The following is an 18,644-nucleotide window of genomic DNA, read 5'->3' on the forward strand; positions in this document are numbered from 1 at the left end:
CCATTGGGCGCAATGGTGTTGCCCACGGCGCAAAGAGGCGGGGGCGATGCGGGCGGTGCCCCTGGCGGCATGAGATGGGTGAAGCCCGAGGGAAAACACTGATTCAAATTCGGTGGCTGAATGGCGGTGATTTTCAGTGCCACACCGGAATCATTGGTGAAATCTTCTGCAGAAAATCCATTGATATTGCCGCCATTGACAATTTGCGCAACGAGCAATGGCCGTGTCTCGCCCGCCGGGTTGGTAAAGCTGCCCGTCAATTGGGCACGCAGATCGGGGCTGTGCCACAGCGTGGCGCACACGATGGCGCTGGTGCACAGCGCCATGAAGAGTGCCCGGTGCTGCCGGTTGCGCAGCACCAGCCAGGCGGCCATGGCCAAGCCTATGGCAAGGGCCAACAGACTCCAAGGGTTGTCCACCGGAATCGCGGTTGCCGCGACGGCGGCAGCCGGAGCGACCGTGATGCTCTGGGCATTGGCGGCCATTGGGAATGAATGGGCGGCAATGGCGGCGACAACGGCGGGGGCAATGGAGATCTGCTTCATGGGTGAATGCCAGGGAGTGATCGGAAAATGAAATTTAAAGTAAGTTTTTTGGAGTATGTCTATTTGTATCTATCGATATCGAGGAATCGTTATGCTGCGACTTCTCAATGACCGTGAAATCGCTATCAATTTGATGCATTTGCAAAGGCCGCCAATGTGCTTGCTGTACCTCTGTGGAGCGGGTGCGAATGGAGGGCATTGGCAAGGTCTTTTCCGGGAATTCAGAAAAGGCAAAAAAAAGCCCGTGACCGGCTTGCGGATCACGGGCTTTGGGCGGCAGCGCCCTGAAAGGCACTGCGGCGAAAGCGGGTTTACTGCTGCTTGACCGCTTCGATGGACATCACCAGGCGCACTTGCTTGGGGAAGCCATAGTCCACGCCGTAGTTCACGCCGAAGGCGGTGCGGTCGATCACGGCTTCGAAGTCGCCGCCGCAGGTCTCACGCTTTTGCAGCATGGCGTTGGGGTAGCAGGTGAACTTGTTGGCCTTGATGGTCACGGGCTGGGTCTTGTCCAGGATGGTCAGGTGGCCGGTGACTTCCTTGAGCTTGTCGCCGTCGAAGACGAACTTGTCGGAGACGAACTTGGCCTGGGGGAACTTGGCCACGTTGAAGATGTCGGCGCTCTTGAGGTGCTTGTCGAAGGCGGCGGTGCCCGAGCTCAGCGATTCCATTTCCAGCACGACTTCGACCTTGCCGGCCTTGGCGTCACGGTCGAATTCCACGGTGCCGCTCTTCTTGTCGAAGCGCACGCGGTTGGTCGAGGCGCCGTTGTGGTCGATCTCGAACGTGGCGAAGGTGTGCGTCGGGTCGATGGCGTAGGTTGCGGGAGCAGCCTGGACAGCGGTGGCGAACAGGCCGGCAATGGCCAGGGCAAACACGGAAGTGCGCATGAAAGAACTCCTAGGTTGGGGTTGCACGAAACGGGAAAGAAAATGGCCGATCTTGGGCAGGGACGCGGCTTACAGCTTGCCCACGCCGGTCAGTGCCAGCTTGAACTGCACCTGCACCTCGTCGGCCACCATGGAGGTATCGCCCCATTCGCCTTCGCCGATCTTGAATTGCAGGCGCTTGAGCGGCAGCGTGCCGGTGGCCGTGGTCGTGGTGCCGGACTGGGCCAGTTGCACGGGAATGCTCACGTTCTGGACCTGGCCCTTGATGCTGAGCTTGCCGTCCACCTGGTACTTGCCGCCGCCCAGCGCCTTGACGGCGGTGGAGTCGAACACGGCCTGCGGGAATTTGGCGACATTGAACCAGTCCGCCTTGGGCAGTTCGGCGTCGGTTTCCTTGGCACCCATGGTGGCGCTGCCGGTGTCCACGGTGAAGCGGATCTTGCTGGTGTCGGGCTTGGCCGTGTCGAACTGGACTTGGGCATCGAACTTCTTGAAGTGGCCCTGCAGGGGCACGCCCATCTGTTTGGCCGTGAAGTTCACGGCGCTCTGGGCGGGGACGAGCTTTTGCTCGGCCAGTGCCGCTTGGGAAGCCAGGGCCGCAGCGGCCAGGGCGATGGTGGTCAGCGTGGAGGAAAAGCGCATGGCGAGACTCCTAGGGGTCGGGAAGGTCCGGTCAGGGGTGGCTGGGGCCGGATGGACACCGGCCCTGGCTGGCGAGAGGTTGGCGAAAGGTTCAGGCGCGGCCCGGCAGCATGCGGGAGATCAGGCCGTCGCGGTCGATGAACTGGTGCTTGAGGGCGGCGCCCACATGCATGGCAATCAGCACGACCAGGGCCCAGGCCGCCCAGCCGTGCAGGGGCTTGAGGGTTTCCGCCAGTTCGGGGCTGGCGCTCACGAAGTCAGGCAGGGGCAGCATGCCGAGGAAGACGATGGGAAAGCCGGCCGCCGAGCTGTAGGCCCAGCCCAGCAGGGGCACGGCGAAGAACAGCAGGTACATGGCGTGGTGGGTGCCGTTGTGGGCCCAGTGCTGCCATTGCGGCATGGCGCGGGCCACGGCGGGCGGCAGCTCGGGCGGGCGGTGGGTGACGCGCCAGAGCAGGCGCAGCAGGCTCAGCGACAAAAGCGTGACGCCCAGCCACTTGTGCCAGTTGTACAGCTTCAGGCGCGAAGGGGAGAACGGCAGGCCGGTCATGTACCAGCCCAGGCCCAGGGCGGCGATCAGGCCCAGTGCCAGCACCCAGTGGGCGGCCATGGCCACGCCGGTATAGCGCGTGGCTCTGGAGGAGGATTTTGCTGGCGCGTTGGCGCGGGCTGAGGACTCTGTCATGGATGGCGGCAGGCTTTGGAACCGTTCAGGGCCCCTGTGAAGGGGCCCTGGATGGCAAAAAGGGTGCGGTGCGCTCTGCGAGAACTTCGTGCACTGCGGACAACGTGCAGTGTAGGAAGCGGCAAATCCAAAAGAGTTCAGCGGTATTGACGGCTCAATTCAAAAAAGATGAAGGCCGCAGCACCGGTGGTACCCGCAGTACCCGCGGGCTGCAGGAGTTCAGGGCCGGGCGGGATCGGCGGGCAGCATGACCACGGCCTGCGCCGCCTGCTTCCAGGCGGCGGCGGCTGCGTCGGCATCGCCCCGGTGCTCGGCCATCAGGGCCAGGCGCTGCCAGGCACGGGTGCGCAGTGCGCTTTCCTGCAGATGGGGCGCAGCGCGCAGCAGCAGTTGCTGGGCCTTGCCCCAGAGCTGGCGCTGCACGCAGGCCATGCCGGCCAAGTATTGCAGGCGGGGTTCGCGCGGATGGCTGTTGGTGGCCGCCTCGATGCGTGCCAGCCAGGTGCCGTCCAGGCCGTCCAGGCAGGGCTCCAGCACCTGGACCAGGCGCGGCAGATGCGATTCGCTGCGCGGGCCGGCATGGGACAGCAGGCGTTCCCACACGGGCAGCAGCCAGGCGCGGGCCTGCGCGGCCTCGCCGCCCAGGGCCATGAGGCGCGATGCGGCCGGCAGCGCGATCTCGGGCATGGCACGTTCCTCACCGTCCAGCGACAGCCAGAAGTGCTGCAGCTGCGTGGTGTCGCGTGCCTCGTTGATGCTCTCCAGCACCAGGCCGCGCACCACGCTGGCGGCGGCCGCTGGCGAGAAGGCGCGGTGCTTGGCCAGCAGGCGCGCCGTGTCCAGCGCCGTCGATGTCTGGCCGGCCAGGCGCGAGGCCTTCAGGCGGATGCGCAGCGCAATCGTGCGGCGTGCCGCGCCCTGGGGCAGTTCGGCCAGGCGGCGCAGCGCGTCAGCTGCGTCGCGGTCGTCCAGGGCCCAGCGCGCGGCGCGCATCTGGGCGCCTTCGCGCATTTCCTGCTCCTGGGCATTGCCCTGGGCCGGTGCATTGGCCAGGACTTCGCGCCAGTGGTGGTCGCGCTGCGGGCTGTCCTGCAGGGCGTGGGAGGCATCGGCGGCCACCATGTGGGCGGCCGCACGCAGCCGCGTGCCGTGTGGCACGGCGGCATGGGCCTCGGCCAGGGACTCCTCCATCGCCAGCGCTGCCAGTGCCGACTTGCGTGCGCGCAGGAAGCGGCCGGCCTGCTGGTGCGACAGGGCTTCCAGCAGGCTGTGGTGCATGGCGCGCTCTTTTTGCTGGCCGCGCCAGCGCCGTGCCTGGTGCGGCATCTGCAGCAGCGCGGCCAGGGCGCGCAGCGCGGCATACAGCAGCACGAAGGCCAGCACGATGATGGCAATGGCCAGGTTCAGGGACAGGTCCAGCCGGTAGGGCGCCCAGAACAGGGTCACCGTGCCCTGGTTGGAGCCCGCGAACAAGGCGGCCGCAACGGCCATGCCGAACAAACCGATCAACCACAGTGCAGCGCGCATTCGTCTGTCTCCCGGCTGCTCAGCGGCCTGCGGCGGCTGTTGCCAGCGCCGCCAGGGTTTCCTGCAGCGCCGGCTGTTCGGTGGTGCGCAGATTGGCCTGGATCTGCTGCAGCTGGGCCTGCACGATCTGGGTGCGGCGCGCGGCAGGATCGAAGTATTTGTTCACGGCCATGCCCGAGGCGGCCAGGTCGGCACGCGCCGCATCCCACTGGCGCGACAGCAGGGCCAGGCGCGAGTTCAGCAGCTTGAGCTTGAGGTTCTCGCGCAGGAAATAGGCCTGCTCGGGCGCCAGCAAGATGGCATCCGGGTGGTCGATGCGGCTGACGCGCAGCAGGTCCTGGGCCTCTTCGCGCACGGCCGTCCAGCCGCGCTCACCCCAGGATTGCCACCAGCTCCACTCGGTGGGGCTGCCCTCGATGGGGGCGGGCTCGGGCTGGCGGGCCGTCTGGCCGGCCACGCCGCGATGGCGGCTGGCGCGTGGCTGGGCCACGGCGTTGAGCAGGGGCATCTCGTCGACCAGGCGCACCAGGTCTTCGATGCGGGTGAGCAGGCCGGCCGTGTCGGTCACGCTCATGCGGGCCAGCCGCTCCAGGTCGCGGTCCAGCGCCCGCATCACGGGAGCCAGACGGGGCTGTGCGGCGCGCTCTATGCGCTGGCGGGCGTTCTTGAGCGTGGCCACCAGCGGCTGCAGGCTGCCGGACAGCTCGGCCTGCTGCTGGGCCAGGCGGATGGAGGAATCTATGTCCACCACCAGGTTCTCGTCGCGCGAGCGCGACATGCTTTGCAGGAGTTCGTCGAGCTGCGTGCGCTGCAGCGACAGCTCGGCAATGCGCGCTTCCATGACCGAGGTGCGCGCCGCGCTGTCGCGGGCCAGGTCCTGGGCGTCGCGTGCCAGGGTGCGGGCCTCGACAGACTGGGAGCCGGACTGCGCGGACTGGCGGGCCAATTGTTCCTGGATATTGCCCAGGCGTTGCCAGAGCATGCCGCAGGCAATGAGCGCCGCCACGGCCACGGCGCCCACCCCCAGGACCAGGGCAGAGGAGCCGCTGCGCAGGTCTGCAGCGGGGCTGCTTTGGGCGGAGCCGGCAGCGAATGCTGCGGCGGAGGCTGGGGGCGTCAGGTCCTGCGGGGTGGGGCGGTCTTGCGCTGCGTCGGAACTCATGGCGTCGATTCTATCGACGCAACCACGTCCTCCAGAGCCGGCCGACATTGCTTGACATATCCGAATCCCAGTTGTCTGGCCTGGGCGGCGATTCGCTCGTGCGTAGCAAGCGCTCGCGCCTTTTGCCACGATTGGCCCGGCAGGAGCTGTTGCAGGTTGGCAACGGATTCGGCGCTGCTGAGCAGCCAGAGCGAGCCATCTTCGGCCGCCTGGCGTGCCAGTGCCGTCTGGGCTGTATCCCAGGCAGGCAGTTCGCGCTGGTAGACGGCCAGCATTTCGACCTGGGCACCCGCTTCGCGCAGTCGGGCAGCCAGCCAATCGCGGCCGGCGCCTGCCGTGGCCGGCACGGTCCTGGGCGCTCCTGCCTGGCTGTCGCCGCGCACGATGAGCACGCGGTCGCCCGCATGGATCTGGTTATGCACGCGCTGCCATAGCGTTTCGGATTCGAACTGGGCGGCGTCCGGTGGCGGCCCGTCGATCTGTGCTGGCGCAATGCCCAGGGCCAGCAGCGCCTGGGCGGTGCCGGGGCCGGGCGTCCAGGCGCGGGTGGAGGCCGGAAGCTGTGCGGGGTCGGTGCCGAAGAAATGCTGGACGGCATTGCCGCTGACGAACATCACGGCGCGGTAGCCCGGGCCTTCGCGCAGCGCGTTGCGGGCGGCCTGCAAGGCCTGTTGCGTGGCCGCATCGCGGCAGGGGCCTATGGCCATCAGCGCCAGCGGCTGGGCCGGCAGGCCACGAGCCTGCAGCGCATCCACCCACGCGGCTGCGTCATGGGCCGGGCGGGTGACGAGTATGCGCGGTGGCATGTGGGCGTGCCGTCTAGAGCTTGGGGGCCGGTTGGGCGCCCGCCGCCTGCAGCAGCGCAGCCACGTGTTGGCCCAGCGCGTCTGCGCTGGCGAAGTCGGTGACGGTGGCGTCGGCGTGCACCTGCACCAGCGGCAGCCGGCCTTCCGGGTCTCCCCAGGCTGCGTCCAGGCGCAGTTGCTGGCCGTCGAATGTGCCGTGCGCCGCCAGCGGCATGGAGCAGCTGCCGCCCATGCAGCGGCTGACGGCGCGCTCGGCGGTCACGGTCAGCCAGGTGGTCTGGTGGGCCAGCGGGGCCAGCGCGTCGATCAGGTCCTGGCGGTCGGCGCGCACCTCGATGCCCAGCGCGCCCTGGCCTGCGGCCGGCAGCATGCCGGTGGGCTCGAACCTGGCGCGGATGCGGTCGGCCAGGCCCAGGCGCATCAGGCCTGCGGCGGCCAGCACGATGGCGTCGTAGTGGCCTTCGTCCAGCTTGCGCAGGCGGGTGTTCACGTTGCCGCGCAGCGGCTCTATCTTCAGGTCCGGGCGCAGGGCCTGCAGCAGTGCCTGGCGGCGCAGGCTCGATGTGCCGACGACGGCGCCCTGCGGCAGCTCGGCCAGCGTGGCGTAGCGATTGGAGACAAAAGCGTCGCGCGGGTCCTCGCGCTCCATCACGCAGGCCAGCACAAAGCCTTCGGGCAGCTCCATGGGCACGTCCTTGAGCGAGTGCACGGCGATGTGGGCGCGTCCTTCTTCCAGCGCCACTTCCAGCTCCTTGACGAACAGGCCCTTGCCGCCGACCTTGGACAGCGTGCGGTCCAGGATCTGGTCGCCCTTGGTGGTCATGCCCAGCAATTCCACTTCATGCCCCCGGGCGCGCAGCAGCGCCTGGACATGCTCGGCCTGCCACAGTGCCAGCTGGCTCTCGCGCGTGGCGATCACGATGGAGTGGGGGAGAAGTGGTTTGGTGTTCATCAGGTGCCTCGGGGGGAGCGCGGGATGCTAGCATGCTGCGCCGCAGTAAACCCGGCACCAGGACCGAAGCCCAAGCAAACCGATACGCTGACCGATTCCAGGAGATTCGTTGATGGCCACCGCCCCCCGCAAGAGCAATGCGCGAGATGACAGGCGTGATGACAAGCCTGTCCGCAAGACGGACAAGGACCTGCCGCTGATCGAGGACATACGCCTGCTGGGGCGCATTCTGGGCGATGTGATCCGCGAGCAGGAAGGCGTGGCGGCCTTCGAGCTGATCGAGCAGGTGCGCCAGCTGTCGGTGACCTTCCGCCGCGATGCCGACGAGACCGCCGACCGCGCGCTCAAGCGCCTGCTCAAGGGCCTGACGACGGACCAGACGGTGAGCGTGATCCGCGCCTTCACCTATTTCAGCCATCTGGCCAACCTGGCCGAGGATCGCCACCACATCCGCCGCCGCGCCGTGCACGAGCGCGCGGGCAACACCCAGGAAGGCAGCATCGAAGTGGCGCTGGCGCGCCTGCGCTGGGCCGGCATCTCGGCCGGCACCGTGGCGCAGACGCTGGCCAAGAGCTATGTGGCACCCGTGCTCACGGCCCACCCCACGGAAGTGCAGCGCCAGAGCATTCTGGTGGCCGAGCGCGACATCTCCCAACTGCTGGCCGCGCGCGAGGACATCGTGGCCCGCGCCCAGCTGTACAACAGCGCCAAGGACGCGCTCACCCCGCGCGAGCTGGAACGCAACGAGGCCCAGCTGCGCGCCCGTGTCAGCCAGCTGTGGCAGACACGCCTGCTGCGCTACTCCAAGCTCACCGTGGCCGACGAGATCGAAAACGCGCTGTCCTACTACGAAGCCACCTTTCTGCGCGAGATCCCCAAGCTGTATGCGCAACTGGAGCAGGAGCTGGGCAACACCCTGCCCGTGCACAGCTTCCTGCGCATGGGCCACTGGATCGGCGGTGACCGTGACGGTAACCCCAATGTCACGGCCCAGAGCCTGGAGCTGGCGCTGTCGCGCCAGGCCGATGTGGCGCTGCGCCACTATCTGCGCGAGGTGCACTACCTGGGCGGCGAGCTGTCGCTGTCCCAGCGCCTGACCGATGTGTCCACCGAGATGCAGGCCCTGGCAGAGCGCTCGCCCGACACCAACGAGCACCGCTCCGACGAGCCCTACCGCCGCGCACTCACCGGCATCTACGCGCGCCTGGCGGCCACGCTCAAGGGGCTGACGGGCGGCGAGGCTGCGCGCCATGCCGTGGCGCCGCAGAACGCCTATGCCTCGCCCGAGGAGTTCCTGGCCGACCTGCGCGTCATCGATGACTCCCTGAGCCGCAACCACGGCGAGGTGCTGGCGCCCCAGCGCCTGCGTCCGCTGATGCGCGCCGTGCAGGTCTTCGGTTTCCACCTGGCCACGGTGGACCTGCGCCAAAGCTCGGACAAGCATGAGGAAGTGGTGGCCGAGCTGCTGGCTGCCGCGCGCCTGGAGCCCGACTACTCGGGCCTGCAGGAAGACGCCAAGTGCGCCTTGCTGGTGCGCCTGCTGGAAGAGGCGCGGCCGCTGCGTGTGGTGGGCGCCGACTATTCCGAGCATGCGCGCGGCGAACTGGCCATCTTCGAGACCGCGCGCCGCCTGCGCGCGGCCCTGGGCGCCGAGGCCATACGCCACTGCATCATCAGCCACACCGAATCGGTCAGCGACCTGCTGGAAGTGCTGCTGCTGCAAAAGGAGGCCGGGCTGCTGCGCGGCACGCTGGACGACGGCGCCATCTGCGATGTGATCGTCGTGCCGCTGTTCGAGACCATTGGCGACCTGCGCAGCGCCTCGCCCATCATGCGCCGCTACTTCCAGCTGCCCGGCGTGGCGGCCATGGTGCAGCGCAGCGGCGGCGAGCAGGACATCATGCTGGGCTACAGCGACAGCAACAAGGACGGCGGCATCTTCACCAGCAACTGGGAGCTGTACCGCGCCGAGATCTCGCTGGTCGAGTTGTTCGACGAGCTGGCCGACAGCCATGGCATCAGCCTGCGCATGTTCCATGGCCGCGGCGGCACCGTGGGCCGGGGCGGCGGCCCCAGCTACCAGGCCATCCTGGCCCAGCCCCCGGGCACGGTGCGCGGCCAGATCCGCCTGACCGAGCAGGGCGAGGTCATCGCTTCCAAGTACGCCAACCCCGAGATCGGCCGGCGCAACCTGGAGACCCTGGTGGCCGCCACGCTGGAGGCCACGCTGCTGCAGCCGACCAAGCCGGCCACGCGCGCCTTCCTGGATGCGGCGGCCTTCCTGTCCGACGCCAGCATGGGCGCCTACCGCGCCCTGGTGTACGAGACCCCCGGCTTCACCAGCTACTTCTTCAGCAGCACGCCCATCCGCGAGATTGCCGAGCTGAACATCGGCTCGCGACCGGCCTCGCGCAAGCCCTCGCAGAAAATCGAGGACCTGCGCGCCATTCCCTGGGGCTTCAGCTGGGGCCAGTGCCGGCTCACGCTGCCGGGCTGGTACGGCTTTGGCGCTGCGGTCAAGGCCTTCATCGACCAGCCGGGCAAGGATGGCAAGGCCCAGCTGGCCCTGCTGCAGAAGATGTACCGCCAGTGGCCGTTCTTCCGTACCCTGCTGTCCAACATGGACATGGTGCTGGCCAAGAGCGACCTGAACCTGGCCTCGCGCTATGCCGACCTGGTGCCGGACGCGCGCCTGCGCCGGCGCATCTTCAGCGCCATCGAGGCCGAGTGGCACAGCACCGTCGATGCGCTGGCGCGCATCACGGGCGACAAGCAGCGCCTGGCCCACAACGAAGCGCTGGCGCGCTCCATACGCCATCGCTTCCCCTACATCGATCCGCTGCACCATCTGCAGGTGGAGCTGGTGCGGCGCTGGCGCGCTGGCCAGACCGATGAGCGCATCAAGACCGGCATCCACCTGTCCATCAACGGCATCGCAGCCGGGGTGCGCAACACGGGCTGATCCTGCTCTCTGCAGGCCGCAACAGCCCTTTGCGGCCGGCGTTGTACGATGTGCTCCGGACAGGAGCGCCTGACTTCTGCCGGGAAGAAAAGGGTGGGAGCCATGGGCAACAAGACGTCACGGGCCGGCTTTCCGGACGTGCAACTGTTCCTGACACAGCGCCTGGCCAGGCTGGCCGGCGCCAACTCCATGCGGGCCATACGCGAGGGCCTGCTCTGGCTGGTTCCCTGTCTGCTGGTCTCGGCCCTGTTCCTCATCCTGTCGGCGCTGGCGCAGATGTCCGGCCAGCCCGAACCCGTGGTGCGGGTGCTTGCGGGCCTGCACGCGGAGATCGGCAGCATCCTGCCGCTGCTGGTGGCCGCGTCCATCGGCTACATGCTCTCCATACGCCACCGGCTGCCGCGCCTGCCGGTGACCTTTCTGTGCTTCGCGCATGTGCAGATGGCCATCTATCTGCTGAGCGAGCATCCGCGCGCGGCGGCCACCCTGGTGCTGTTCATCTCCATCGCCTCCCCCCTTATCACCGTGCCCCTGATGGCGCGCCTGAGCCGGCTGCGCTGGACGCGCATCGCGCGCACCGGCTTCGTGAGCGAGAACGTGCGCGAGGTCATGAACCTCGTCGTTCCCGGCGCCCTTGTCGCCGTGCTGCTTGTGCTGCTGCTGCTGGGCCTGCAACAGGTGCTGCCGGATATCACGCGGGCCGAACTGCCGCTGGCCATCGCGGGCCCCGAGAACCCCTACCGCAGCGGGCTGACGCTGGCACTGCTCAATTCCGTGCTCTGGTTCTTCGGCGTCCAGGGCTACTACGCCATGCAGCCCTTCTTCCAGGTGCTGGACCAGGCGGTGGTGGCCAATGCCGCCGCCATGGCGCAGGGGCTGCAGGCGCCCTGGGCGCTCAGCGGCGGGCTGATGGGCTCCTTCGTCTTCATCGGCGGCTCCGGTGCAACGCTGTCGCTGGCGCTGGCCGTGCTGCTGTTTTGCCGGGGGCGGGGCCTGCGCGTTCTGGCGCTGGCGGCGCTGCCCATCTCCTTGCTCAACGTCAACGAGATCCTGCTGTTCGGGCTGCCGATCATCCTGAACCTGCGCCTGCTCGTGCCGTTTCTCGCGGTACCCGCCATCAACCTGGTCGTGGCCGTCACGGTGGTGCAGGCCGGCTGGGTGGCACCGGCCTCCATGGTGCTGCCGCTGACTGCGCCCGTGGTCTTCAATGCCTATGTGAGCACGGGCGGGGACATGGCGGCCGTGGTGCTGCAACTGGCATTGACGGCCCTGGGAGCACTGATCTATGCGCCCTACGTGCGGGCCATCGACCGGCTGGGCCAGGACGACGGTGCCATCGTGCTGCACGCGCTGGACACCACGTTCTCGCGCCTGCCCGAAGAGGCCGGCCTGATCGTGCGCGATCCGCTGGTGCAGGCGCACCAGGCGCAGGCCCGGCGCGAGACCATGCTGGCGCATATCCGTCGCATCAGCGAGTACGAGTTCCACCTGGAATTTCAGCCCCAGGTCTCGCACCGCAGCGGCCTGTGCCTGGGCTGCGAGGCCCTGCTGCGCGCGCGGGACGCGCAGGGCCGCTTGCAGCAGCCCGGCAGTTTCCTGCGCTGGCTGGCCGATGCGGGGCTGATGCGCGAGGTGGACCTGTGGGTGGCGGGCGCTGCCGTGCGCCAGAGCCGGCACTGGCGCCAGGAGGGCTTTGCCATGCCGATCAGCATCAATGTGTCGGGTGCCACGTTGACCTCGCCCGAGCACTGCTCGCGCCTGATGCTGCTGCTGGCCCAGGCCAGGGGGCAGGTCGGCGTGGAGATCACGGAGGAAGAAATGGTGGGCGACGTGGAGGCGATCCGCCGCGCCATAGGGCAGATCCATGCGCTGGGCGCCAAGGTGTCCATTGATGACTTCGGCACCGGCTTCTCGTCCATGAGCTACCTGCACCAGTTCGATGTGGATGCCATCAAGATCGACCGCAGCTTTGTCGTGGCCAGCGGCCATGCCAAGGGCGAGCTGGTGCTGGACGGCCTGCTGCGCTTTTGCGAGGCGCTGCAGCTGAACGTGGTGGCCGAGGGCGTGGAGACCGAGGCGCAGTTGCAGGCCCTGGGCTTCGAGGGCGATCTGCTGGTGCAGGGCTGGTACTTCAGCCGCGCCCTGCCGGGCGAGAAACTGCCGCAGTTCGCCAGGGACTGCGCCGCCAGGGCAGGCGGCGGGGCGGTCTAGATTCCTGGATTCCTGTGGCGGCATCGCGGGTGCGATGCGCAGTGCAGATCATCAGTGCAGCATCAGCGAGCCGGCGCTCTTGCTCTTGCCGGCGCGTGCGGGCGGATTGCACAGGCCGCACTGGTAGTGGCGCTCGTTCTCGTAGGGCTCGGTCACGAACTGGCCCTTGCACACCGTGCACTGGGTGCGGGTCAGCATCTGCGCGTCGACGAACTTCACCAGGCGCCATGCGCGGGTGAAGGACAGCAGCGCTTCCAGCTCGGCGGCCTGGATCTGCTCGGTATAGAGACGGTAGGCCTTGGTCAATTGTTCAACGGCATCCAGCTCGGCGCCCTTGGACAGGTATTCGTAGATATTCAGGAACAGCGAACTGTGGATGTTCTCCTGCCAGGTCAGGAACCAGTCGGTCGAGAACGGCAGCTGGCCCTTGGAAGGCGACTTGCCTGCGATCTCCTTGTACAGGCGGATCAGGCGCTCGTAGGACAGCGTGGTCTCGGATTCGAGCACCTGCATGCGTGCACCCATCTCGATGAGCATGGCGGCGCGCTCGATCTGCTTGGACTCGTTCAGGACACTTTTGGCGGGGGTGGACATGGCGGGCTCCAGAGTTCTTCAGGCGGATCAGAGGACTTCGGAGACGCGGCTGGCCATCAGGATGTTGGCGTGCAGCGTGTTGGTCGCACCGTTGCCGATCTTGTTGCTGCTGTGGTTGGTCAGCAAGCTCCAGACCATTTCGTCGTCCACCCGGAAGCTGGCGAGCAAGGTGTTGCGCGAGGCCAGCTTCAGCACCTGGGCTGCCGACAGTGCGGCCAGCAGGTCGCACGATTCTTCGTTCAGTCCCAGGCGGAACACCGCTTCGGCCTTGTCCTGGCGGATCAGGGTCTGGGCCAGCATCAGGTAAGTGAGGTTGGCTTCGCGGATTTCGGCAAGCAGCTGTTCATTGTTCATAGGACCATCCTTTGCATCTCGGCAGCCGCAACGCCCGGGTAGAAACAAGATGTTCAACCTGTTGCGATCTGTTGAGATGGATTGTGGAGGAGGGCCCTTCGCCGTTGAAGTCGGGGCAGGTCTGCGGCGGATGTCTGGTTGTGAGACGGCGTTTGTAAGATTTACCTTACACCTGTAGCAAGGTTTGGATGACTCGATTTCGCTCTGGCCCCGCCGTCTGGGGGCTTGGGAGTAGGCCGCTGCAGTGGTGTTGTTGCATGTCGGCCTTTTGACACAGTGCTGTCATTGTGCAGCCTCCCCAAGGGGAGGCATAAGCCGAATTAGCCGCGCTCCACCGGCCTCTTCGGGTCACTGCACCACTCGCTCCAGCTGCCCGCGAACAGCCTTGCAGGCGGCAGTCCCGCAATGCGCATGGCCAGCAGGTTGGGCAGCGCGCTCACGCCGCTGCCGCACTGGTGCACCACGCTGGAAGGATCGCGGCCTGCCAGCAGCTGTTCGAACTCCGCGCGCAGCAGGGCGGCAGGCTTGAAGCGGCCGTCGGCAGCGATGTTCTCGGTGAAGGGCCGGTTGAGCGCGCCCGGGATGTGGCCGGCCACAGGGTCCAGCGGCTCGACCTCCCCGCGGTAGCGGGCCGGGGCGCGTGCATCGACCACGGTCTGGCCTGCGCTGCCCAGTGCATCGAGCACCTGCTGCGCCGTTGCCAGTTGCTGCAGCGGCTCGCGCAGCTCGAAGTTGGACTGGAAGCGCGCGCTTTCCTCTCCCGATGCCACGGGCTGGCCTGCGGCCTGCCAGGCCTGGAGACCTCCATCGAGCACGGCCACATCGCCATGGCCTGCCCATTGCAGCATCCACCACAGACGCCCGCAGTAGTTGGCGCCGTTGCGGTCATAGACCACGGCCTGCATGTCGTTGGAAAAACCGATGCTGGACAGCCACACGGCAAAGCGTTCGCGGTTGGGCAGCGGGTGGCGGCCGCCCGAGGCGGCCTGCTCGCTGGCCGCCACGCTGCCATGGGCGCCGGGCACTCCATGCTTGGCACTGAGGTCATGGTCCAGATCGGCGAAGACGGCGCCTGGAACATGGGCCTGCAGGTACTGGGCCTTGCCGGCCGCAGGCTGGGCCAGGTCGAAGCTGCAGTCGAAGACCATCAGCGGACGGCCGCTGGCCTGCAGCGCGGCCAGCTCCTGGACGGAGATCAGGGTCTGGTGGGTCTGGTAGGTGGTGTTGGAAGTCATGGATGCGGAACTCCGAAGGCCTGTGCAGGCGGCGGTGCGCCTGCGGCAAAAGATCCGATCCATTATGCGACGGCCCCAGGCGGGCCGGCGGCGTCAGCCGCGCGAACGCAGGGCCGTGGCCAGGGCGCCGCTGGCCACGATCAGGCCAATGCCGGCCCAGCCGATCAGCGGCACGCTTTCGCCGAACATCGCCAGGCTCAGCAGGGCCGCGAAGACGATGCCCGAATACTGCAGGTTGGCCACGACCAGGGTGTTGCGGCTGTTGCTGGCCGAGGCGTAGGCCGCCGTCATGCAGACCTGGGCCACGGCGGCCAGCACGCCCACGGGCAGCAGCCACAGCGCGCGCCAGCCCGGCCAGGCGGACACGCCCGTGAAGCACATGGCCAGGGCGCCGGCGACGGCAGAGCCCAGTGCGAAGTAGAAGACCACGCGCGCCTCGGGCTCGCCCATGCGCGACAGCGTGGCCACCTGCATATAGGCCATGGCGGCGAACACCCCGCCGATCAGGCCGCCCGCGCTGGCCACGAATTCCTGCGGCGCCGCGCTGGGGCGCAGCACCAGGATCACGCCCACGAAGCCCAGGGCCACGGTGGCGACCAGGCTCCAGGGAAACGGCGGCAGCGCGCGCAGCGCATGCGATTCGGGTTGGCGGCGCAGCTGGTGGCGCAGCAGCAGGCCCTGGCCGATCAGAAACACCGCCATCCAGATGCTGCTCATGGAGTTGAACGTGGCGGCCGTGGCCAGCGGCAGATGGCCGATGGAGTAGAACCAGGCGCCCATGGAAGTCACGCCCACAAAGCTGCGCCAGGCATGCTCGCGCGGGTAGCGCGTGGCCAGCGAGATGCCCTGGTGGCGCGCCAGCCACCACAGCGCCACCATGCTGACCAGCCCGCGGTAGAAGACGATTTCCGCCGCATTGAAATCCTGGGAGGCGAACTTCACACACACACTCATGACCGCAAAAACGAATGCGGCCGCCACCATCCACAGGGCTTGCATATAAATGACCGGATAGAGCCGCACAAGGACCGCGGCGCTGGACGAGAAAAGGGTTGGGTTTTGTTTTTGGCGCATGCCGCCTGGCTGCGTACGGCCCAGGGCCGTGGCAGGGACACGCGCAAGGAACTGTATTGCATAAGCCAAGACATTGGACTTGCCTCGGGATGCATTGCCGCCGCCAGCCCTGCCCATTGGGCACATCAGGGCGCTTGCATTCAGAGGAGCTGTGCAGCAGGCCTGCCGCTCAATGCAGACGGCCCAATGCCAGCGGCCCGATGCAGACGGCCCAATGCAGACGGCCCGCACGAATGCGGGCCGTCGGGAGAGCCGGAGCAGATCAGCGTGCGGGGACTGCGTCACCCATCACGCCGCGATACCACTCATGGAAGTGCTGCATGCCGTCTTCCATGGGGCTCTGGTAGGGGCCGACCTCGTTGTCGCCGCGCTCATACAGTGCCCTGCGGCCGGCGTCCATGCGCTCGCCGATCTCGTCGTCCTCGATGCAGGTCTCCATGTAGGCGGCCTTTTGCGCCTGCACGAATTCGGGCTCGAAGGCCGCGATCTCTTCGGGGTAGTAGAACTCGACCACGTTCAGCGTCCGGTCCACCGCCAGCGGGTGCAGGGTCGAGACCGTGAGCACGTGCGGATACCACTCCACCATGATGTGCGGGTAGTAGGTCAGCCAGATCGCGCCGCGCTCGGGCAGCTCGCCATTGCGGTAGGCCAGCAGCACGTCGTGCCACTTCCTGTAGGTGTCTGAGCCGGGCTGGGCGAAGCCGGGCGCCACGCCCACGGTCTGCACCGAGTACTCTTTGGCAAACTCCCACTGCAGGTCGTCGCAGGTCACGAAGTTGCCCAGGCCCGGGTGGAAGGGGCCGACGTGGTAGTCCTCGAGGTAGACCTCGATGAAGGTCTTCCAGTTGTAGTTGCACTCGTGCATCTCGACATGGTCGAGCACGAAGCCCTCGAAGCTCAGCTGCTCGCGCAGCTTCATGCCGGCCAGGTCGGACTCGATGTCGCGGCCGTTGTCCTCGAACAGCAGGCCGTTCCACTCGCGCAGCCGGTAGTTGTTCAGGTTCAGGCAGGGATCGTGGCTGAAGTGCGGTGCGCCCAGCAGCTCGCCGCTGGTGCTGTAGGTCCAGCGGTGCAGCGGGCAGACGATGTTGCCCCCCGCATGGCCCTTGCCTTCGGTCATCAGATTGCCCCGGCCCTTGAGCATCACGGCCTGGCGGTGGCGGCAGACGTTGGAGATCAACTCCACCTGCCCCCTGGCATTGCGCACCAGAGCGCGGCCTTCCTTTTCCTGGGGCAGGGCGTAGTAGTCGCCTATCTCGGGAACGGCCAGTTGGTGGCCCACGTAGCGCGGGCCGCGTTGAAAGATGGTCTCCAACTCGCGCTGGAACAACGCAGGGTCGAAGTAACTGGAAACTGGTAGTTGGCTTGCGGCCTGCTGCAGTTGAAGACTTAAATCAGACATGGGTGACCTGACCTAAAGACTCCCCACAGGGAGGGTGCGCGTGCGCACGGGATTGGAAAAAGCAAAACCGGCCGTTCCTGGACATGGAGGCAGGCTTCACGACGTGAAAAGAAGCGGCGCCCGAGGCGCTGTCTCTTGTCGATGAGCCCGACCGTATGCCCAGGCAAGGGGCCGGTTTGACGGGGAATGGGATTATAGCCCGTGGGGTTATTTCCGGATGCCCGGTACGTGTATTGCGCGCGCCGGATGCCGCCTGTCAAGGGCTGTCCGGTTATTGGCGGCACGGTCATGGAGGGGCGCCTAGAATCGTCGGTTCCCCACAACGCACCGCCATCGCACCATGCCCAAGGCTGCTCCCAAGGCTCTTGCCGAGCCCACAAGTTACGAATCCGCGCTGCAGGAGCTGGAGCAGCTCATCGCGCAGATCGAGTCGGGCCAGCTGCCTCTGGAGCAGATGCTGACAGGCTACCAGCGCGCGGCGCAGCTGCTCGGCTATTGCCGCGGCCAGCTCGACGCGGTGCAGGAACAGGTCAAGGTGCTTGACGAGGGGACGCTGGCCCCGTGGAGCCAGGATTGAAGATTGCCATGAGTGCCGTGATGACTTGCGCTTCCGATGTTTCCCAGCCGGCCGGCCCCGGCGCGCTGGATTTCCCCTGCTGGATGACCGATCGCCTGGCGCGCACCGAAAGCGCGCTGTCGCAATGGGTGGGCGTGGATGCGCCTGCGGGCCTGGGCGAGGCCATGCGCTACGCCGTGCTCGATGGCGGCAAGCGCCTGCGCCCGCTGCTGGTCTGGGCCGCCGCCGAGGCCGTGGATGGCCTGCAGCCCGCCGCCGTGCGTGCCGGCTGCGCGGTGGAGCTGATCCATGCCTATTCGCTGGTGCACGACGACATGCCCTGCATGGACAACGACGTGCTGCGCCGTGGCAAGCCCACGGTGCATGTGCAGTTCGGCGAAGCCTCGGCCCTGCTGGCTGGCGATGCGCTGCAGGCGCTGGCCTTCGAGCTGCTCGTTCCCGAGCCCGATCAGGCCGGCAGCATGCCGGACGCCCTGCAGGCGCGGCTGTGCCGGCTGCTGGGCCGTGCCGCAGGCGCGCAGGGCATGGCCGGTGGCCAGGCCATCGACCTGGCCAGCGTGGGCCTGCAACTGAGCGAGGCCCAGCTGCGCGAGATGCACCGCCTCAAGACCGGCGCCCTGCTGCATGCCAGCGTGCTCATGGGAGCGGCCTGCAAGGAGGGCGTGGATGCCCAGGCCTGGCAGGCGCTGTCCGACTACGGGCAGGCGCTGGGCGTGGCCTTCCAGGTGGTGGATGACATCCTCGACGTGGTGGCCGACTCGGCCACCCTGGGCAAGACGGCCGGCAAGGACGCGGCCAACGACAAGCCGACCTACGTCTCGCTGCTGGGCCTGGACCAGGCCCGCGCCCATGCCGACGAGCTGTGCGCCCTGGCGCACGCGGCGCTGGCGCGCAGCGGCCTGCCTGATACCCGCGCGTTGGCGGCGCTTGCCGACATGGTGGTGAGCCGCACCCACTGACAATGAAGCACCCCCTGAGTCGCTTCGCGCCTTCCCCCTCTCTACCCGCTTCGCGGGGGAAGGGGAC

Annotated in this window: 16 protein-coding genes and 1 pseudogene; 4 read left to right on the forward strand and 13 right to left on the reverse strand. The window is 67.4% G+C overall.

Annotated features, from left to right (window positions below):
* Nucleotides 1-41: 41 nt before the first annotated feature.
* The 8 genes and pseudogenes from ACM14_RS32735 to hemC form a co-directional block, all read right to left on the reverse strand.
* Nucleotides 42-545 (reverse strand): annotated as a pseudogene (locus ACM14_RS32735) (midcut-by-XrtH protein); the annotation flags it as partial.
* Nucleotides 546-856: 311 nt separating this feature from the next.
* Nucleotides 857-1,435 carry a YceI family protein gene (locus ACM14_RS17145; protein ID WP_012204149.1) on the reverse strand — a complete coding sequence of 193 codons (579 nt, stop codon included), beginning with the start codon at nucleotides 1,433-1,435 and terminating at the stop codon, nucleotides 857-859.
* 69 nt (nucleotides 1,436-1,504) lie between these two features.
* Complete coding sequence (locus ACM14_RS17150; protein ID WP_034391259.1) at nucleotides 1,505-2,077, reverse strand: YceI family protein; 573 nt, start codon at nucleotides 2,075-2,077, stop codon at nucleotides 1,505-1,507.
* Nucleotides 2,078-2,168: 91 nt separating this feature from the next.
* Complete coding sequence (locus ACM14_RS17155; RefSeq protein ID WP_043824099.1) at nucleotides 2,169-2,762, reverse strand: cytochrome b; 594 nt, start codon at nucleotides 2,760-2,762, stop codon at nucleotides 2,169-2,171.
* Nucleotides 2,763-2,981: 219 nt separating this feature from the next.
* Complete coding sequence (locus tag ACM14_RS17160) at nucleotides 2,982-4,289, reverse strand: heme biosynthesis HemY N-terminal domain-containing protein (RefSeq protein ID WP_065346826.1); 1,308 nt, start codon at nucleotides 4,287-4,289, stop codon at nucleotides 2,982-2,984.
* Between the two features lie 19 nt (nucleotides 4,290-4,308).
* A complete protein-coding gene (locus ACM14_RS17165; protein WP_063326880.1) occupies nucleotides 4,309-5,451 on the reverse strand; it encodes a uroporphyrinogen-III C-methyltransferase in 1,143 nt (380 codons plus the stop codon).
* A complete protein-coding gene (locus ACM14_RS17170) occupies nucleotides 5,448-6,257 on the reverse strand; it encodes a uroporphyrinogen-III synthase (protein ID WP_065346827.1) in 810 nt (269 codons plus the stop codon). Before ACM14_RS17170 ends, ACM14_RS17165 begins: the two co-directional genes overlap by 4 nt.
* Nucleotides 6,258-6,270: 13 nt before the next feature.
* Nucleotides 6,271-7,209, reverse strand: coding sequence for a hydroxymethylbilane synthase (gene hemC, locus ACM14_RS17175; RefSeq protein WP_013803628.1), 939 nt, complete (start codon nucleotides 7,207-7,209; stop codon nucleotides 6,271-6,273).
* A 112-nt stretch (nucleotides 7,210-7,321) separates the two neighbouring features.
* On the opposite strand from hemC, the gene ppc reads away from it, so the two are divergent.
* Both ppc and ACM14_RS17185 read left to right on the forward strand, forming a co-directional pair.
* On the forward strand, nucleotides 7,322-10,171 hold the full coding sequence (gene ppc, locus ACM14_RS17180) for a phosphoenolpyruvate carboxylase (protein ID WP_013803627.1): 2,850 nt from the start codon (nucleotides 7,322-7,324) through the stop codon (nucleotides 10,169-10,171).
* 102 nt (nucleotides 10,172-10,273) lie between these two features.
* Nucleotides 10,274-12,382: a PTS sugar transporter subunit IIC/EAL domain-containing protein gene (locus ACM14_RS17185; RefSeq protein ID WP_065346828.1), complete on the forward strand. Its 2,109-nt coding sequence runs from the start codon at nucleotides 10,274-10,276 to the stop codon at nucleotides 12,380-12,382.
* A gap of 51 nt (nucleotides 12,383-12,433) precedes the next feature.
* Here ACM14_RS17185 and flhC read toward each other — a convergent pair whose 3' ends face one another.
* The 5 genes from flhC to ACM14_RS17210 all read right to left on the reverse strand — a co-directional run bounded on the left by flhC (nucleotide 12,434) and on the right by ACM14_RS17210 (nucleotide 17,041).
* Nucleotides 12,434-12,976: a flagellar transcriptional regulator FlhC gene (gene flhC / locus ACM14_RS17190; protein ID WP_012204158.1), complete on the reverse strand. Its 543-nt coding sequence runs from the start codon at nucleotides 12,974-12,976 to the stop codon at nucleotides 12,434-12,436.
* Between the two features lie 27 nt (nucleotides 12,977-13,003).
* Complete coding sequence (gene flhD, locus ACM14_RS17195) at nucleotides 13,004-13,330, reverse strand: flagellar transcriptional regulator FlhD (RefSeq protein ID WP_012204159.1); 327 nt, start codon at nucleotides 13,328-13,330, stop codon at nucleotides 13,004-13,006.
* A gap of 320 nt (nucleotides 13,331-13,650) precedes the next feature.
* Nucleotides 13,651-14,565, reverse strand: a complete 915-nt coding sequence (locus ACM14_RS17200) for a sulfurtransferase (RefSeq protein ID WP_065346829.1) — start codon at nucleotides 14,563-14,565, stop codon at nucleotides 13,651-13,653.
* 93 nt (nucleotides 14,566-14,658) lie between these two features.
* Nucleotides 14,659-15,564 (reverse strand): DMT family transporter, encoded by a 906-nt coding sequence (locus ACM14_RS17205; RefSeq protein ID WP_034391274.1) that lies wholly within the window; start codon nucleotides 15,562-15,564, stop codon nucleotides 14,659-14,661.
* 337 nt (nucleotides 15,565-15,901) lie between these two features.
* Nucleotides 15,902-17,041: an aromatic ring-hydroxylating dioxygenase subunit alpha gene (locus ACM14_RS17210; RefSeq protein WP_012204162.1), complete on the reverse strand. Its 1,140-nt coding sequence runs from the start codon at nucleotides 17,039-17,041 to the stop codon at nucleotides 15,902-15,904.
* Between the two features lie 340 nt (nucleotides 17,042-17,381).
* Here ACM14_RS17210 and xseB point away from each other — a divergent pair, with 340 nt between their 5' ends.
* Nucleotides 17,382-17,618, forward strand: a complete 237-nt coding sequence (gene xseB / locus ACM14_RS17215; RefSeq protein ID WP_012204163.1) for an exodeoxyribonuclease VII small subunit — start codon at nucleotides 17,382-17,384, stop codon at nucleotides 17,616-17,618.
* 8 nt (nucleotides 17,619-17,626) lie between these two features.
* Nucleotides 17,627-18,577 (forward strand): polyprenyl synthetase family protein, encoded by a 951-nt coding sequence (locus ACM14_RS17220; RefSeq protein WP_012204164.1) that lies wholly within the window; start codon nucleotides 17,627-17,629, stop codon nucleotides 18,575-18,577.
* Nucleotides 18,578-18,644: the final 67 nt, after the last annotated feature.

Source organism: Delftia sp. JD2 (assembly GCF_001682645.1).
Lineage (GTDB): Bacteria > Pseudomonadota > Gammaproteobacteria > Burkholderiales > Burkholderiaceae_C > Comamonas > Comamonas acidovorans.

Bases quoted from the DNA above. Each gene is read 5' to 3' on its own strand.
- ACM14_RS17145 (WP_012204149.1), bottom strand. From the start codon at position 1,435: ATGCGCACTTCCGTGTTTGCCCTGGCCATTGCCGGCCTGTTCGCCACC.
- ACM14_RS17150 (WP_034391259.1), bottom strand. From the start codon at position 2,077: ATGCGCTTTTCCTCCACGCTGACCACCATCGCCCTGGCCGCTGCGGCC.
- ACM14_RS17155 (WP_043824099.1), bottom strand. From the start codon at position 2,762: ATGACAGAGTCCTCAGCCCGCGCCAACGCGCCAGCAAAATCCTCCTCC.
- ACM14_RS17160 (WP_065346826.1), bottom strand. From the start codon at position 4,289: ATGCGCGCTGCACTGTGGTTGATCGGTTTGTTCGGCATGGCCGTTGCG.
- ACM14_RS17165 (WP_063326880.1), bottom strand. From the start codon at position 5,451: ATGAGTTCCGACGCAGCGCAAGACCGCCCCACCCCGCAGGACCTGACG.
- ACM14_RS17170 (WP_065346827.1), bottom strand. From the start codon at position 6,257: ATGCCACCGCGCATACTCGTCACCCGCCCGGCCCATGACGCAGCCGCG.
- hemC (WP_013803628.1), bottom strand. From the start codon at position 7,209: ATGAACACCAAACCACTTCTCCCCCACTCCATCGTGATCGCCACGCGC.
- ppc (WP_013803627.1), top strand. From the start codon at position 7,322: ATGGCCACCGCCCCCCGCAAGAGCAATGCGCGAGATGACAGGCGTGAT.
- ACM14_RS17185 (WP_065346828.1), top strand. From the start codon at position 10,274: ATGGGCAACAAGACGTCACGGGCCGGCTTTCCGGACGTGCAACTGTTC.
- flhC (WP_012204158.1), bottom strand. From the start codon at position 12,976: ATGTCCACCCCCGCCAAAAGTGTCCTGAACGAGTCCAAGCAGATCGAG.
- flhD (WP_012204159.1), bottom strand. From the start codon at position 13,330: ATGAACAATGAACAGCTGCTTGCCGAAATCCGCGAAGCCAACCTCACT.
- ACM14_RS17200 (WP_065346829.1), bottom strand. From the start codon at position 14,565: ATGACTTCCAACACCACCTACCAGACCCACCAGACCCTGATCTCCGTC.
- ACM14_RS17205 (WP_034391274.1), bottom strand. From the start codon at position 15,564: ATGCAAGCCCTGTGGATGGTGGCGGCCGCATTCGTTTTTGCGGTCATG.
- ACM14_RS17210 (WP_012204162.1), bottom strand. From the start codon at position 17,041: ATGTCTGATTTAAGTCTTCAACTGCAGCAGGCCGCAAGCCAACTACCA.
- xseB (WP_012204163.1), top strand. From the start codon at position 17,382: ATGCCCAAGGCTGCTCCCAAGGCTCTTGCCGAGCCCACAAGTTACGAA.
- ACM14_RS17220 (WP_012204164.1), top strand. From the start codon at position 17,627: ATGAGTGCCGTGATGACTTGCGCTTCCGATGTTTCCCAGCCGGCCGGC.